This is a genomic window from Bacteroides faecis, assembly GCF_020091505.1.
Lineage (GTDB): Bacteria > Bacteroidota > Bacteroidia > Bacteroidales > Bacteroidaceae > Bacteroides > Bacteroides faecis.
Map to the genome: position 1 here is coordinate 3,651,826 of NZ_CP081916.1, position 17,353 is coordinate 3,669,178.

The 17,353-nt window shown below is 41.1% G+C and carries 11 protein-coding genes; 1 reads left to right on the forward strand and 10 read right to left on the reverse strand.

All coding sequences use genetic code 11. The features are described 5' to 3' along the window. Positions 1 to 138: 138 nt before the first annotated feature. Positions 139 to 3,510 carry a transcription-repair coupling factor gene (gene mfd / locus K6V30_RS14240; protein ID WP_055269239.1) on the forward strand — a complete coding sequence of 1,124 codons (3,372 nt, stop codon included), beginning with the start codon at positions 139 to 141 and terminating at the stop codon, positions 3,508 to 3,510. A 415-nt stretch (positions 3,511 to 3,925) separates the two neighbouring features. On the opposite strand, the gene K6V30_RS14245 is transcribed toward mfd, so the two are convergent. The 10 genes from K6V30_RS14245 to K6V30_RS14290 form a co-directional block, all read right to left on the reverse strand. Further along, positions 3,926 to 5,785, reverse strand: a complete 1,860-nt coding sequence (locus K6V30_RS14245; RefSeq protein ID WP_055269206.1) for a YgiQ family radical SAM protein — start codon at positions 5,783 to 5,785, stop codon at positions 3,926 to 3,928. Positions 5,786 to 5,891: 106 nt separating this feature from the next. Beyond that, on the reverse strand, positions 5,892 to 6,116 hold the full coding sequence (locus K6V30_RS14250) for a sulfurtransferase TusA family protein (protein ID WP_010537528.1): 225 nt from the start codon (positions 6,114 to 6,116) through the stop codon (positions 5,892 to 5,894). After that, positions 6,116 to 6,433 carry a hypothetical protein gene (locus K6V30_RS14255; protein WP_008760554.1) on the reverse strand — a complete coding sequence of 106 codons (318 nt, stop codon included), beginning with the start codon at positions 6,431 to 6,433 and terminating at the stop codon, positions 6,116 to 6,118. The genes K6V30_RS14250 and K6V30_RS14255 overlap by 1 nt, the downstream gene beginning before the upstream one ends. A 572-nt stretch (positions 6,434 to 7,005) precedes the next feature. Further along, on the reverse strand, positions 7,006 to 7,914 hold the full coding sequence (locus tag K6V30_RS14260) for a hypothetical protein (protein ID WP_055269205.1): 909 nt from the start codon (positions 7,912 to 7,914) through the stop codon (positions 7,006 to 7,008). 810 nt (positions 7,915 to 8,724) lie between these two features. Next, complete coding sequence (locus tag K6V30_RS14265; protein WP_055269204.1) at positions 8,725 to 11,637, reverse strand: golvesin C-terminal-like domain-containing protein; 2,913 nt, start codon at positions 11,635 to 11,637, stop codon at positions 8,725 to 8,727. Positions 11,638 to 11,837: 200 nt separating this feature from the next. Then, positions 11,838 to 13,829, reverse strand: a complete 1,992-nt coding sequence (locus tag K6V30_RS14270) for a glucosamine-6-phosphate deaminase (RefSeq protein ID WP_010537532.1) — start codon at positions 13,827 to 13,829, stop codon at positions 11,838 to 11,840. Between the two features lie 148 nt (positions 13,830 to 13,977). Next, positions 13,978 to 14,754: an amidohydrolase gene (locus K6V30_RS14275; protein WP_055269203.1), complete on the reverse strand. Its 777-nt coding sequence runs from the start codon at positions 14,752 to 14,754 to the stop codon at positions 13,978 to 13,980. Between the two features lie 116 nt (positions 14,755 to 14,870). Beyond that, complete coding sequence (locus K6V30_RS14280; protein WP_010537534.1) at positions 14,871 to 15,425, reverse strand: 1-acyl-sn-glycerol-3-phosphate acyltransferase; 555 nt, start codon at positions 15,423 to 15,425, stop codon at positions 14,871 to 14,873. Positions 15,426 to 15,433: 8 nt separating this feature from the next. Next, positions 15,434 to 15,703, reverse strand: a complete 270-nt coding sequence (locus K6V30_RS14285) for a hypothetical protein (RefSeq protein WP_029425478.1) — start codon at positions 15,701 to 15,703, stop codon at positions 15,434 to 15,436. Between the two features lie 154 nt (positions 15,704 to 15,857). Continuing rightward, complete coding sequence (locus K6V30_RS14290) at positions 15,858 to 17,342, reverse strand: family 43 glycosylhydrolase (protein ID WP_022301735.1); 1,485 nt, start codon at positions 17,340 to 17,342, stop codon at positions 15,858 to 15,860. Positions 17,343 to 17,353: the final 11 nt, after the last annotated feature.

Here is a 17,353-nt window from a genome sequence, read left to right on the forward strand (position 1 = left end):
TTCCTTTAGTTATGAATAAAACTAAGGATTATTTAGTACTTTTGTGGCGGAATTTACACCATTATTACACTGGTTGACACAAGCAGTTTCTGTTTTGTGTGAATCCGTGCAATTGGTGGTGAATTAATGTGGATATTTATGACGATAACCGAGCTACAACAACGATATGCCGCTCATCCTAATACTGCAGTCATGGAGCGACTGTTGAAGGATGTGTCTGTTCAAACTATTTTTTGCGGGGGGCTGTGTGCTTCTTCCGCTTCCTTATTTTCTTCCGTATTGGTGAAACAGGATGTGTGTCCATTTGTCTTTGTGCTTGGCGATCTGGAGGAAGCGGGATATTTCTATCATGACCTGACGCAAATACTGGGAACCGAGAAAGTGCTTTTCTTTCCTTCTTCATTCCGCCGTTCCATTAAATACGGCCAAAAGGATGCAGCTAACGAAATATTGCGTACAGAGGTGCTGAGCCGTTTGCAGAAAGGAGAAGAAGGTTTGTGTATTGTTACCTATCCGGATGCGTTGGCAGAAAAAGTGGTATCACGCAAAGAGTTGAGTGACAAAACATTGAAACTGAATGTTGGCGAGAAGCTGGATACGACTTTTATCACAGACGTATTGCATAGTTACGGTTTTGAATATGTAGATTATGTGTACGAGCCCGGACAATATGCTGTTCGGGGCAGTATTATTGATGTCTTTTCTTTTGCCTCGGAATATCCTTACCGTATTGACTTTTTCGGAGATGAAGTAGAAAGTATCCGTACATTTGAAGTAGAGTCGCAGTTGTCCCGTGAGAAAAAGGAGGGAGTAGCTATTGTTCCTGATCTGGCTGTGACCGGAGAGGTAACAACCTCTTTTCTTGATTTTATTCCAAAGGAAACTATTTTGGCTATGCGTGATTTCCTTTGGTTGCGCGAGCGTATTCAAGTAGTACATGATGAGGCTTTGACTCCACAGGCTATTGCCGTGCAGGAAGCTGAGGAAAATGGTGGTATCACGTTGGAAGGTAAACTGATAGACGGCAGTGAATTTACAGTGCGCGCCCTTGATTTTCGTCGGATGGAGTTTGGAAATAAGCCAACCGGTACACCGGATGCCAGCATTACTTTCAGCACCGCCGTACAGCCTATTTTTCATAAAAACTTTGATTTGGTAGCCGGTTCTTTCAAAGACTATCTGGAGCAGGGATATTCGCTTTATATCTGTAGTGACAGCACTAAACAGACCGACCGTATCAAGGCAATCTTTGAAGATAGGGGAGATAAGATTCAGTTTACTCCGGTAGAACGTACGATACATGAAGGTTTTGTGGATCATACGCTGCATCTTTGTGTTTTTACGGACCATCAGCTGTTCGACCGTTTTCATAAGTATAACTTGAAAAGTGATAAGGCTCGTTCGGGCAAAGTAGCTCTGTCTCTCAAAGAGTTGAATCAGTTTACTCCGGGTGACTATGTGGTTCATACAGATCATGGTATCGGTCGGTTTTCCGGTTTGGTACGCATTCCGAATGGAGATACTACGCAAGAAGTGTTGAAGCTTGTCTTTCAGAATGAGGATGTCGTATTCGTTTCCATTCATTCTTTGCACAAAGTTTCGAAATATAAAGGAAAGGACGGGGAAGCTCCGCGATTGAACAAACTGGGTACGGGTGCATGGGAGAAACTGAAAGACCGTACAAAGGCTAAAATTAAGGATATTGCCCGTGACCTTATTAAATTGTATTCGCAGCGCCGTCAGGAAAAAGGCTTTTCTTATAGTCCCGACAGTTTTTTGCAGCGTGAGCTGGAAGCCTCTTTCATTTATGAAGACACTCCCGATCAAAGCAAGGCAACTATGGATGTAAAGGCAGATATGGAAAGTGAACGTCCGATGGATCGTCTGGTATGCGGAGATGTTGGCTTTGGGAAGACGGAAGTAGCTATTCGTGCAGCTTTCAAAGCCGTAGCCGATAATAAGCAGGTAGCTGTTTTAGTGCCGACAACCGTTCTTGCCTATCAGCATTTCCAGACATTCCGCGAACGTTTGAAGAATTTGCCCTGTAGGGTGGAATATTTGAGTCGTGCCCGTACGGCAGCTCAATCCAAAGCCGTATTGAAAGGACTGAGGGAAGGAGAAGTCAATATTCTTATCGGAACTCATCGTATTCTGGGGAAAGATGTTCAGTTTAAGGATTTAGGCTTACTGATTATTGATGAAGAGCAGAAATTCGGCGTTTCCGTTAAGGAGAAACTACGGCAATTAAAGGTGAATGTTGATACATTGACTATGACGGCTACTCCAATTCCCCGTACACTTCAGTTCTCATTGATGGGAGCCCGTGACTTGAGTGTCATTTCTACGCCTCCGCCTAATCGCTATCCGATTCAAACGGAGGTACATACCTTCAATGAGGAAGTGATTACAGATGCGATTAATTTTGAGATGAGCCGTAACGGGCAGGTTTTCTTTGTCAATAACCGGATTGCGAACCTACCGGAACTTAAAGCAATGATCGAACGTCATATTCCCGACTGCCGTGTTGCCATCGGTCATGGACAGATGGAGCCCGCACAGTTGGAACAGATCATCTTTGATTTTGTCAATTATGACTATGACGTGCTTTTGGCGACTACAATTATAGAGAGTGGCATTGATATCCCGAATGCGAATACGATCATTATCAATCAGGCACAGAACTTTGGGTTGAGTGACCTTCATCAGATGCGTGGTCGGGTAGGGCGTAGTAATAAAAAGGCTTTCTGTTATCTGCTGGCTCCTCCGTTGAGCAGTCTGACAGCAGAAGGAAAACGGCGTTTGCAGGCGATCGAGAATTTTAGTGATTTGGGCAGTGGCATCCATATCGCTATGCAGGATTTGGATATACGTGGAGCCGGAAACCTGCTCGGAGCGGAGCAAAGTGGCTTTATCGCCGATTTGGGGTATGAAACGTACCAGAAAATACTTGCTGAGGCAGTCCATGAGCTGAGGAACGATGAGTTTGCTGAACTGTATGCGGATGAGATAAAGGGAGAAGGTCAGATTAGTGGAGAAGGATTCGTTGACGAATGTCAGATAGAAAGTGATCTTGAACTTCTGTTGCCGGCAACTTATGTGACGGGTAGCAGCGAGCGTATGTTGCTTTATCGCGAACTGGACGGGCTGACGCTGGATAAAGACGTGGATGATTTCCGTTTCCGGTTGGAAGACCGTTTCGGACCTGTTCCGCCGGAAACACAGGAATTGCTTCGCATCGTTCCCCTTCGTCGGTTGGCAACACGTCTGGGAGTGGAAAAAGTTTTTTTGAAGGGCGGGCGTATGACGCTATTCTTTGTTTCGAATGCAGATAGTCCATTCTATCAAAGTCAGGCGTTTGGTAAAATGATAGACTACATGATGAAATATACTCGTCGCTGTGACTTGCGTGAACAGAACGGAAGGCGGAGTATGTTGATTAAGGATGTGACCAATGTGGAAACTGCGGTTAGTGTGTTGCAAGAGATTGTGGCGTTGCCGGTGAAAGAATAGAAGGCATTAGTAAAAGTATGTCATATTAATAATTTGTATGAATATATTGGTGTTTGATACCATACCTCTGTAATACAGGATTTTCTATTTCTCTTTCTTGTACAACTCACTTCATAAATCAGGATTGAGTTTATAATAAATAGTGATGACGTTTATAATAAACGGGTCCCAAGTTTATTATAAACTCTATTGGATGATTTTCTTTAAAAATAGAGGAATAAATTAAACAAAAAGGGGCGAAATCTTTGCAGAATTCACCCCATTCCTATTTCTTCTCATGCACTCATGCGCATGTAAACTATATCTTTATGTCTTTACTTTTGTACGCTCCATACTTTTAATTCCTTATTCATTTCTACAAATATACGAAATTTAAAAGGGAAAGTCAATAGGGAGGCTGTTTTAAAGTTCTCGTTTACTTCTTCTTCCCGTACAACTTATCTATCAGATCCTGCCGTCCGATACGCCTCAACTCGTTCAGAATATTCTTCCGTTCTTCCGGTTTATACCAGAAGAAGAACTGTCGTTGAGCCAGTTTTTCCCGTTGAGTTTTGGCGCTGAATATAGGTTCTAATGTATATGGATGGAATCCGGTATACCATGCTTCGGTGGCTACGGTCATCGGAGTAGGGGTAAAGTCCTGTACTTGCTCCAGATGAAAGTCCAGTCGTTTGGTGATGACAGCCAGTTCCGCCATATCTTCTTCTTTGCAGCCGGGGTGTGAAGAGATAAAGTACGGTATGAGCTGTTGACGTAGATTCTCTTCCCGGTTGATACGGTCGAATATTTTTTTGAAAGTTTCAAACAGATCGAAAGATGGTTTACGCATAATGGATAAAACTCGGTCGCTGGTGTGTTCAGGCGCGACTTTCAATCGGCCACTTACATGATTGACGATCAATTCACGGGTATATTCGTTGGTACTGCGGTTGATGGCAGCATCTTTGCTTTGGTGCAGCAATAAATCGTAACGCACCCCACTACCGATAAATGATTTTTTTATGCCGGGCAAGGCATCTACGGCCTTGTATATATCCAGCAAGGGACGATGGTCCGAGTTTAGGTTCGGACATATTTTAGGATGGATACAGGATGGACGCTTGCACTTTTTACAGATCGATTCGTCTTTTCCCTTCATCTGATACATGTTAGCGGACGGACCGCCCAAATCGCTCAAGTATCCCTTAAAATCGGGTAGCTGTATTACTTCTTTCACCTCATTCAGAATCGATTTCTTGCTGCGGCTGACGATAAACTTTCCCTGATGCGCAGAGATTGTACAGAATGCACATCCTCCGAAACATCCCCGATGAAGATTGATGGAAAACTTAATCATATCATATGCGGGAATCCGTTTGCCTTTGTATTTGGGATGAGGCAGACGGGTGTAAGGCAAATCAAATGCATGGTCGAGTTCTTCCTGACTCATCGGAGGATAAGGCGGGTTTACCACTACGATTTTATTATCTACTGCCTGAGTGATACGGGAAGCAGCATATTTATTCGATTCTTCTTCAATGTGACGAAAATTGCTGGCTTGCTTTTTTTTATCTGCCAGACACTCTTCATGTGAATAGAGCTGGATGTCATCCTCAGCGGGTGTCCACTCGGATGCGCGACTGAGATATGCTATTTGTGGTATGCCTGCAGCTATTTTTTTAAGCTCATTACCGGTCAATGGTGATTCTTTTGTGGAAAGTTGATTTTTCATTTGCTGAACCAATTCCACAATCGGTTTTTCTCCCATACCGTATATCAGCATATCGGCACCGCTATCACACAATATGCTCTTTTGTACTTTGTCTTGCCAATAATCATAATGACTCAGGCGTCTCATGCTGGCTTCTATACTTCCCAGCACAACGGGTACATCCGGATAAAGCTTCTTCAGTATCTGACTATATACGATAGAAGGATATTCGGGGCGCATATCCGGGCGACCGTCCGGTGTATATGCATCCTCGCTGCGCAGACGTTTATTGGCTGTGTATTTGTTTACCATCGAATCCATGCATCCGGCAGAGATTCCGAAGAATAACCGGGGACGTCCGAGTTTCTTGAAGTCGCGTAGGTCATCACGCCAGTTGGGTTGGGGGATGATAGCAACTTTCAAGCCTTCCGCCTCGAGGATTCTCCCGATAACGGCAGGTCCGAAGGAGGGGTGGTCCACGTATGCATCTCCACTGAAGAGAATGACATCCAGCTCATTCCATCCGCGGAGTTCCACTTCTTTCTTGGTGGTAGGTAACCAGTCGGTCAATCGATATTCTTTCATGCCGCAAAGATACGGATAATAAAAAACATCCCAATGATTTTTTTATTCATTGGGATGTTTAACCGTAATCATTTAGATGTTTTTTCAAAAGACGCTACATCTTTTTTCAAAACTTCTCATTGATTGTAAATTGCAATGTCATTTGCTCTCCGTCATAAATCTCACGAAAACCGATGCTTTGCTCAGAAAGATATTCCTTTAAATCTTGGAAAGCATCTGCATGATTCATGATAATTTCGAGCGTTTCACCGAAAGGAGCCTCACATATAGCTTTGATTGCAGGAATCAAAGGATTATAAGCGGTTGTTCCACAGGTATCTACCGTAATCATTATTCTTCCTCCTCTTCCGCATCCTGAGTAGAAAGCCAGGTGAGATAGAGTTTGATGAGCTGCTGCAGACCGAATGCCTTCATGTTATTGTGATAAATAACATCGATGCAAAGATCCAGCAGTTCTTTGCTGTCTTCCTCCTGACTGGCAATCAGGGAACGGATATTTAGTTTCAGTTTATCCAATACGGGTTCGTCTACAATTCCGGTACTATCGATAAGATGACGGAACAAGGCATATTTTTCGATTGTTTTCAGATTTTCGCTGGACACCTCTATGCTGCGTGTACCGCTAGGGTTTGCTTGTATAGTATACATTGTTTTTTAGTTTTAAGGGTTATTACTAGGAGCAAAGATAGAATTTAAAATGAAAAACGAATTAAAAAAGCCCGGATATTTTCATCCGGGCTTTGAATCTTTATTTAATATCAATGGACAATGTCTTTAAAGAACCGTCCCAATTATATTTACGTTGATTAGTCCATTTCTCAATCCTCCGTTTGTCATTTTAACTCCGTTGAATACCAAATAATATTTTCCCGGTAGCAAATTTATTTCTCCATTAAACATGCTGTGAAACAGAACTCTCTTCACCTGAATTATCACTTACCATTAATAAAACATCGGATTTCTCTTCTGTCCATTGAAGTCTAACTGTAAATGAATTAGTTTTCGCAGGGCATGTCTTATTAATCATGTTACTTCAACTTCCATCAGTAAGTTTTAAAAAAAGCAGCTGACGGTAATGTAGTCAGATGAAAAGACTTTGACTTGGTTGTAGTAACATCAAATTTTATCTGATAATCATATTCATATCCGGATTTTGGTTTTAATTCTCCGGTTATACTAGCTATTTTCATAATTTAATAGATATATGGTTTAACAATGTATTATTTCTTAAGTAGTTCAGACAAATCTAATTTTATAATAGTTTCTTGTCCTCTTTGTACTTTGACAGGATAGACGCCTAAGTCTGTAGATTTACCATTATCATCGATCCATCTGACCATATAATTAGAAGTGAAAGAATAGTCGTCAGGCATTTCTCTATTACCATTTCCCCAAAACCTTAGTGAATAAATAAAGTTTGTATCCATTTTATTAGGTGTAAGAGTATAAATCAAGGGTTCATTATAGTCTGTTTCTGATCGACTGATTGGAATTTCGAAATCAGTTAGAAACTGAAACTCTAGTTGCCCATGGAGCAAATTCTTAGCTTCCAATTTTATATTCCCAAACATACCCTTCATGTCAATGTCAACGGTATTGTCTGTTTCTGCTAAATAGTCAGATAAGTAACCTGTATATATTTTGTAATAATACGATATTATAGGATTGTTGAATTTCCAGAAATGAACCTCCTTGTGATAATAGAATTCATTGTTTAAAGGACAAGCTTCACCAGCACTAATTCCTAAATTTTCAACTAATCGGCGGAATATATCTATATAATCTCCATACAAATGGTCATAGCATAATTCTTTTCCATTAGGTACTACCATTACTCGAAAGAGATATTTCTTACCTTTTTGTAATTTGACTTTAGCCAGACTTAAGTCATCAAATAGTCCATAAGCATATGGTGTTTCATCCATATCTGCATAAAGAACATCTATGCCATATAAATCTCGTTTTTCGCTATTTGGTGCTGATGAAGATAAAAGAATATCGGGTAGTTCTCCCTTTAATTGGAAAGTGGTTTCCACATATATTTCTTCTATTGAAGAAGTATTGTCTTCTTTGCAGCTGGATTGCAAAAAAATGAACAGGAATATCAAATAAGGAATAGCGTGTTTCATAGCTTAATTGTGCGTTAAATATTGTTCATGCACAATGATGTTAATTTAATAAGAACTGTATCTTATTTTATAATAATACAGTTTAAGAGCGATATCGACTAAGCAGAAACAATGTTTTTTAGAAATTATTTTTATTTTTGATAAAAGACTGAAGAGGAACTGCTTGTTTGTAAACCAAATCTCATATTTAATATTTTATACAATAAACCCTAGCTCCAATAGCTGTTTCAACCGTTGAAACCATTTGTTTCATGCCTTGAAACTAGAAGTTTCATTGCTTGAAACCATTTGTTCCAAAGTATGAAACTAAAAGTTTCAAGCGGTTGAAACTCCTTGAGGATACGGTAGGTTTGATTGACTTGACTATACGATTTGATTGGCTTGACCGTATCAGTTGTTTCAATCAACCTGTCCTTTGAAAAGCATTGAATCATTTATGAATCAATAATGCATGAATTATTAGGCATTACTACCTGATTTTTCAATTATTAATAGCTGAAGTGTCAGCCCTTAATAATTGTCGCATCAGATGTTAACATCCTGTAAATCAGATAATGATATTCTAAAATAATCGATTGTTCTATGTGATAAAGTGAGAGCAACCGCTTGCTCTCATACTTGCCATCACACTTGCTACCACACCTTAAACAGCGATGAATAAAGAGATGCAGAAGAATAGTTAGAGCATGAGAGCAAAACAGCTATCCAATTACTATGGAGCCAATTCTATTTCCTTTCGGAAATGAACAAAAATCAACTACTGATTCGCTTTAATTATAATTTCATATATTCAGTCTTGCGAAATGGATATTATTTCTGAGTAAAGAAACCTAGTATGCCTGCCATAATGCTGGCACGGTCTGTTTCCGATTGGATGCTTTCGAAAGGAAAGCCAAGTACGAAAGTACGATAGTCCGCTCCTTTGTATGCAATACCTGCCGGCTGATTACCGCGTGCATAAGTGAATACAGGAAATGCAGGAGCTACCGGAACAATACAATCCGGTGCTGTTACAGCATAACTGTTCTCATTGGGCAGGCGGGGAATCGTAATACTGCGGCCTAATCCGTTGATCTGACCGGAAGTCTTGTCTGTCAGGCTATTCTGATAACCGTATTTCAGAACTTTCTCTGTAAACTCCCGGTTCCCTTGTGTTCCGCTCATGTCACTTCCCACATATGCACCGCTGACAAACAGATTACCGCCTGATTGGCAGTAACTTGTAATCAGTCTTTGCATCGGTGAAGAGAAGGTTTTGTAATAAGCTTTGGTTGCAGGATCTTCCTTCTCAAGTCCCAGTATATAGTCTACAATCGGGTAGTCTTCCAAAGTGACGATTCCATTCTCCACCGCTTCGTCACTGCACGAAACAAAACTGTATTTTCCTGCAGCCTGAATCGCTTTTCCATGAATGAAAGAATAGTCAAACGTATTCCCTGCTATCTCCATTCCTTCCAGTTCATTGCCACTGTGTCCCAGACTGCCTTCTCCTTCTTTGCCGGCTTGTGTACGGTTGAATCCGCTTTGTGCCCCACAAAAAGAGATGTTTGATAAATACGGTACTCCCGGATCTTGTTCCAGATCAAATCCGGCTCTGTCCGGGGTATTAATGACAGCCGGGCCACTGATTCTGTCGAATCCATTGACAATCAATATTCTTTCACGCTCACGTTTTGCCTTATAAGCCGAAAGAATTTCAGAAGGGAAGCTTTCTCCTCCCCGGTTTACGGCTGTTACTTTGAATGAATAGACTAATCCTGGTTCTACTTTTACACTATAATAGGGCTTACTGACCAGAGTCCCGTTGTCAAAGCCTCCGTAACCGATACGTGTATATACAATATATTCCCGTGGACGGGCTGTCGGTTCCAAAGGATCATCTTCTCCTTTCCAGGTAAGCTCCAGTGTATTTTTCTTTTTCCCGAAATGGATAGCGAAGTTGCTGACCGGCAGGGGCTGTACTATATAATCTTTACCATGCTGGCTATTCATAAACTGTAGGATACCTTTGTAGATGGCACGTCCTACGGTAAATTTGAAATTCGGATCATGTCCGAGCTGCATATCCGCAAAGTTCTGATGAGAGAGCAATTCGATAATAGTGGAAGGGATAGCGGGAAGTCGTGTTTCACTGTAGTTCCGGTTCCACATACTACGGCGTGTCCATGGTGATTGGTAGTTTAAACGAATGTCTTTCTGAATTTGGGTCAGCAGGATATCTGCAAGGTCGCGTGAAGCATATCTGTCTATTCCCGAATTTAGTTTGCCATTATTAAAATCGGTAGTATAAATGCCGAGCGAACCGATGATTTCATCATTCTTACTGCATCCTGCGTCACTGTGAAGTGCCATAGTCATTTCCAAAGGTACACCCAGCCCCGGTTGATTGGGGTTATAGACAGAGCTTCCGGACAAATAGTTGATTGTATTGGAGCGTGTATTGATATCGTCTGTATAGTCATTTTCTCCTTTACGTCCGGCATATACATCATAAGGCATTCCGTTCCATTGGGATGAATACCGTGCTCCTTCCAGATAACGAGGTAGTCCGCTTATTTTTCCTCCGCGTGAAATATTGCCCATTCCGCCTCCGAAACGTACAGCGTCTGCACATACTACGCCATGTTCGCTACTTTCATTGCTGAGTACGACCATGCCGTAGTCATTATTTCCTTTGTCAAACTCAAAAGTTCCGAGATATACCCAAGTGCCTCCGCCTATTTGCTGGTTGACTTTAAACTCAGTGACGCCTCCATTATGAAAAACAAGGTATTTGGCATCACTCACACTATTGGGTAATGTCTGGTAAGATACATAAACCGCATATTTTCCGGTTGCCGGCAGGGTAGGTACCCATTCGGCAAATGCCTGATCTTTGTTTTTCTTTTTTTTCTTTTCTGTCTGAATATATCGGCTGGTACCGTCTATGAAAGGATTTTCCCCATCCTTGTAAATTGCTTTTTTCTGAGCGAATCCCTTCACGGAAGTAGTTGCCCAACGTGCCTTTTTACTGTTTACTTCCAGATAGAGGGAGGCATTCGGAGTATCGTTGTCAACGATGATTTCATTTTTTTGTGTATCCCGTTCGCGAGGAGTATAAACAATGGCGCCTGCATTTTCCAACATTGGAATGACGTATGGAAGAATAAAAGATTGAGTGAACATGTCTTCTGTTGTACAGAACAATCGGGGGCGTTGCCATCCCCATTTGCCTTTATCATTCTTGTAATAAATCCCATGACTTTGCCAAAGAGCGATGTGTCGGTCTTGCAATCCACGGGATATTTCGTTAGGACGGGAAATCTTTTTCACCCATGGAGCACCTTTGTATTCTATGTTCAAAGACATACGTTCCTTATCTTTTTTCTTGCTCCTGTACAAGTTGGGAACTAAGTCTTCGATAGGCTTTCCATCTGCATAAATGGTGATCTGAAAATAATTCACCGGACCGGGGAGGAGTTCCTTCATCTGATTGTAGATCGTTTCTACTGTTTCTGGCAGAAATGGCTGGTAAGCGAAACTTTCTGAAGCGTAAATCTGAATTGTCCTGCGGTCATAATCAATATCGAAACTGTTCAGTTTAGGTGTACTGATTTTGGCTGTTGCTGTATATTTGGCAAAGTAATCCGTTAAACGCTCTTTTATATTTCTCTCAATATCCTGAGCGAAGAGAAGGTTGATGCCCATTGTCAGGCACAGAAGAAAGACTATTATTTTTTTCATCGTTCCACTCTTTAGGTTTTTATCCTATGAATAAGGTGCTTTTTATTTATCTGCCACTTTCCCCCTTTGATAATACTTCTAAGTTCATGATATATTGTGGCAAAATCTCCTGCAAAAATAAACAAAAAAAGAGTGGGAAGTATCGAACTGCCCACTCTTCTTTGATTGTTTTATATTCTATTAATTAAGAATCTTCTTTCTTATAGAGGTATGTATTCTACAAAGGCCTCCATTGCTTCATACGAAGCCAGTCCTAACTGGTCGTACAGCGTTGCAGTGCCACGGTTGCGGTCTTCACTACGTTGCCAGAACAAACGTTCGTCATTGCCCAGGAACGGAGCACTTTCCATCTGTGACTGGTGTTTCAGGATAGAGTTACGTTTTGCGCGAAGCTCTTCCGGGCTGATAGGAACGGCCATTTCGATGTTTTCAATTTCCCATTCTGCCCATGCACCACGGTACATCCAGATACGACAGTCTTTCAACCATTTAGCACCTTCTTCTTTTTCAAGATCGACAGCGGCAAATACAGCATCCGTACATACACGGTGTGTACCGTGCGGGTCAGCTAAGTCTCCGGCTACGAAAATCTGATGAGGTTTCACCTCACGGAGTAAGTTGCGCACGATTTCTACATCTGCCTCGCTGATTGGGTTTTTCTGAATCTTACCGGTTTCGTAGAATGGCAAGTCAAGGAAGTGTACCCGATCTAATGGAATATTGTTGTAAGAAGAAGCTGTACGAGCCTCACCACGACGAATCAGCCCTTTGATGGTCAGGATGTCGCGGCTGTCCATGTCACCGTCCTTCTTTTCTTTCAGGAATTTGCGTATTTCTGCATACTTTTCGCTGATTACCAAATCTTCACTGTTATTGAAAATTTGGTTGAATCCGTTGATAAAGTGCATGAAACGAACTACTTCTTCGTCACCCACGGCGATATTTCCGGAAGTTTCGTAAGCTACGTGTACCTCATGTTTCTGCTCTACCAGACGGCGGAGAGTTCCACCCATAGAGATTACGTCATCATCCGGGTGTGGGGAGAAGATTACGACACGCTTCGGATATGGTTTGGCACGCTCCGGACGATAAGTGTCGTCAGCGTTTGGCTTGCCACCCGGCCATCCGGTGATCGTATGCTGCAAATCATTGAAAATCTTAATATTTACATTATATGCAGAACCGAATAATGCCAAAAGTTCGCTCAAACCGTTTTCGTTATAATCCTTGTTAGTCAACTTCAGAATTGGTTTGCCTGTCAACTGACACAGCCATACGATAGCGCTACGGATCAGTTTGTCATTCCATTCGCAGGAAGTTACCAACCATGGACGCTGGATACGTGTTAAGTTCATCGAAGCCGAAAGGTCGATTGCTACATGAGCATTGTTGTGAGTCTGCAGGTAAGATGCAGGAATCGTGTCAGTTATCGGACCTTCCACACATTCTTTAATCATTGCTGCCTTGTTTTCACCCCATGCCAACAGATATACTTTCTTAGCGCTAAGAATAGTAGATACTCCCATTGTAATAGAACTGATCGGAGTATTTTCTATCGTTCCGAAAATCTTGGATGCTTCGTTACGTGATGCATTATCCAGCAAAATCAGACGAGTGGTAGAGTTCAGACGAGAACCCGGTTCGTTGAATGCGATATTACCTACACGACCAATCCCCAGCAACGCAATATCAATGCCCCCGAAACTTTCGATACGTTGCTCATACAGACGGCAGTACTCAAAGATTGTATCTTTGGCGATGGAACCGTCCGGTGTGAAGATATTCTGTTTGTCAATATCGACATGATCCAGCAACATTTCCTTCAAAGCGTTGAAGTTGCTGTTGATAGCATCAGAAGACAACGGATAGTATTCATACATATTAAATACGATCACGTTGCGGAAGCTGAGTCCTTCTTCCTTGTGCATACGGATCAACTCCGAATATACATGACTGGGTGAGTTTCCTCCGGGTAGTGCCAATACGCAGAAACGTCCTGCTTTTTGTTTTTCGCGGATGGTTTGTGCTATTTCGCAAGCAATGTAGTTAGCCCCTTCTTCTACAGACTCGTAGATGTCTGTAGGAATTTTTTCGAGTCTTGTCAAGACCGACTTTTCAAATGCATTCTCCGGTCTGTAGTATCTGGGGGAGACCCTGTGGAGAGTGATTTGAGAACTAAGATTTGTTTTCATAAAGTTGTTAATTAAGTTATGTAAGATTAGAGTCCTTACGACTGTATTTTCACGACAAAGATACAAAAGAAGTCTATATAATTAACTACTAACTTCTAGGTATTGTTGCAGCTTCAAATCGTTTTTAACATTTGTTTGATAGCAAATGCTATAGATGAAATTCGTCTGCATCTTTCCATACCGGGAACTTCTCTCTGAATTGCCGAAGGCTGCTCAGAGTAAGTGTAGCAGTCGTTATTCCTTCTGTATCATCGGGTAAGGAGGCCTTTTCTTCTCCGAAAGCCGAATAGATGACACTGCCTCCATTGTATTTCTGCTGATATCCGTCAATACCTACTCTGTTGACACCACATACATAGCACTGATTTTCTAACGCGCGTGCACGAAGCAGAGTGTCCCAAACCAGACGGCGGGGGATGGGCCAGTTTGCTACATATATTAATAGGTCATATTCGTTGTTTACATTACGGCTCCATACCGGAAAACGAAGGTCATAGCAGACTAGTAAGCAGATATTCCATCCATGATAGGAGACAACGAGGCGTTTGTCACCGGCAGAAAAATGCTCGGCTTCGCGTCCCATGCGAAATAGATGGCGTTTATCATAATAAAATTCCGTCCCTTCCGGTGCGAGAAAGAAGGCACGATTGTAAAACTGTCCGTTATCTATTGCAATATAGCTTCCGCAGATGGCTATTCCGTATCGAGAAGCCCATTGTTTCAAAATGGTTATGGTTTCACCGGAATTTGGTTCTGCCAGTAGTTGGCTTTGCATGCTGAACCCTGTAGAAAACATCTCCGGTAAAACAACAATCTCCGTTGTTCCACGGAGGCTTTGCAGCTTTTCGTGGAGCAGACGGAGATTTTCTTGTTTATTTTCCCAAACGATATCGGTTTGTATAATAGAAATCCGAATCGAATCCATAAAAAAGAGGTATTAAGTATTAGGTCTTAAGTGTTAGATATTAAATATTATACCATGCGAAGTACCATATCGGTAACTACGGTTAATACTTAATACTTAACACTTAATTCCTATTGTTAAAGTTCTCCAAGAGCAAAATTCTCAGGATGTTTTCCCTTGAAATCTTTAAAATACAGTTTGATCTCGCGCATATCTTCTTTTATATCTCCCGATGGCATAACTGCTTTTGTTGACGTTATGGTCTTCTTGCTGTAATCGATGCCGATCAGAACAATAGGGACCTGAGCTTTAAGGGCGATATAATAAAATCCTTTTTTCCAGTTCGGATTCGCTTTACGGGTTCCTTCGGGTGTAATTGCCAGATGAAACTTTTTGCATTTAGCAAAATGCTGGACCATCTGGTCGACTAATGAAGTTTTCCGACTGCGGTCTACCGGAATTCCGCCTACTGCTTTAAAGAGAATTCCAAGTGGAAAAAAGAACCAGTCTTTTTTCATCATGAAACTTGTTTTACGACCTAATGCTCCATAAAACAGTTTTCCAATAAATAAGTCAAAGTTCGTTGTGTGTGGCGCGGCACATATCACGCATTTATCATAATTGGGTACCGTAACGTTTGTCTTCCACCCTAACAGGCGGTAATAGATAAAGCCATAAATTGCTTTCTTCATTCTGTCTTTTAGTTCAATTTTCCGATACCGTCAATTATCTCGTTAATCTTTGCATTAAAATCAGCTCGGAATTTCTTATAAAAACCTTTCACATTTCCCGGTTCTGTATGGCTGATGCGACTTAGAAATTCATCCTGCATCTTCAGCACTTCTGCCATCAGCTCGTCGGCTTTGGCTTTGTCAGTGCCGGGGATAAACATACTGTTGATTAAACACTCGGTGAACAATTCTCCTGCGATATAGTTTACATTCTTTTTGAGTTCTCTTCTACTTGCCATAATATTTACATTTGATGGTGAATAATAAAAAATATTTGGGTAAAGATAGATACTTTCTTTGATTCTAGCGAATAATACGGGAAAAAAATAAAGGGAGACTTTGACATCTCCCTTTGCAAATACAACAAACATTTGAACTTGTTATCACGAAAAGTTATTTGTTCTCAATGAGTTTTATGTTGTTCTTTCTGTAAGTAGCAGAAAAAATATCGGCTTCTTTATATTTATATTTACTGGAATCAAAATATACAGCGAAATCCTGCATTAATTTCTTTGATTTCTCTGCGAGGTATAAGTTTGTTCCATTGAAGGTATTTGATCCTGAAACGGATATATATTTTTTGTCTTTCACATTTTGAATCTGGTAATAGCCGTCTTCCTGCAAATTAAATGTCCAACATTGTGTGTCCTCCTTTTTTTCAGGGTTCAGGCGTAATGTGCCGAACATTGATTCTATAAACTTTCCGGTTTTAATATCTTTCAGTCTGTATACATTGGGAGTGTCGGTGCTGATAAACTCTATGCTCAGATTAATCTCGTCATTATCGTCAGCTATGCTGAAACCATTGATAGGTTTAGACACGATACGGTCAGATACTTTTTCCAGTAACGAATAAATGTTACCGGCAGTGATCTTCTCAGCTCTTTTATAGCGGTACATATTGTCAAAGACACTCAAATCCCAGCTATCGTACCATTTCACAACAGGATAGCCGGAACGCATACTTATAGGTAACCAAATGTGGTGTGAACTTCCGGGATCGTTCTTGTTCCAGCGATCTCCCATGTAGATGTATGCTTTTTCTTTGCCTTCTACCTGAAAAACATAGCAACTTTGTGAATTATAAGTTACCTGTTTTAGTTTGTCAACTGCAAAATTCGCTCCTGTGGTCCATTCGCCTAGTATATTAGTAGTATAGGCTGTTCTTCCTGGGTTCGGGTCCCATCCTGTACAGCCGGAAAATAATCCATAGTAAATGTCTCCTGTTTTAAAAATGGCTGGTGCTTCATATTTTAACTCTTTTAGTATTTTAGTTTCAGTAGAAGTCGGTTCCAGAAAATCCTCTCTGAGCAAAGATATGTTCATATTAGTATTCATATCCGTTGAGCAGAAATGATATGCTTTGCCATCCGTATCAACGAACAAGGTTTGATCTCGTGATTCGTTTTTATTAGGACGGAAAGTTTTGTATAATCTGTAAGGACCTTCTATCTTGTCGCTGGTTGCTACACAAACTCGTGCTGCGCTATAGTCACCATTATTAATTTCCCAGTGACTCCACATTATCCATTTCTTGGTTTTGGGGTTATAGATTACTTTGGGGCGTTCGAATAGACGTCCGTGTGAAATGTCATTCAAGTCTTCTTGGGGTTCTCCACTGGTTTTTAGAGAAAGGCCGAGCCGTTTCCAGTTATATAAGTCTGTGGATTGATAACAACTGACTCCGTTTGAAACGAATCCGGTACGATCTTCTCCAAACCAATAATAAGTCCCATTTTCAAAAATAACGCATCCTCCATGTGCATTAATGGGATTTCCATCTATGTCATTCCACAAAACACCCGGATTAATTTGAGTGTTTTGTGAAAAAGCTGGAGTGAATGAGAATATAAGGCAGATATATAGAATAATCTTCATATTTTTCATTA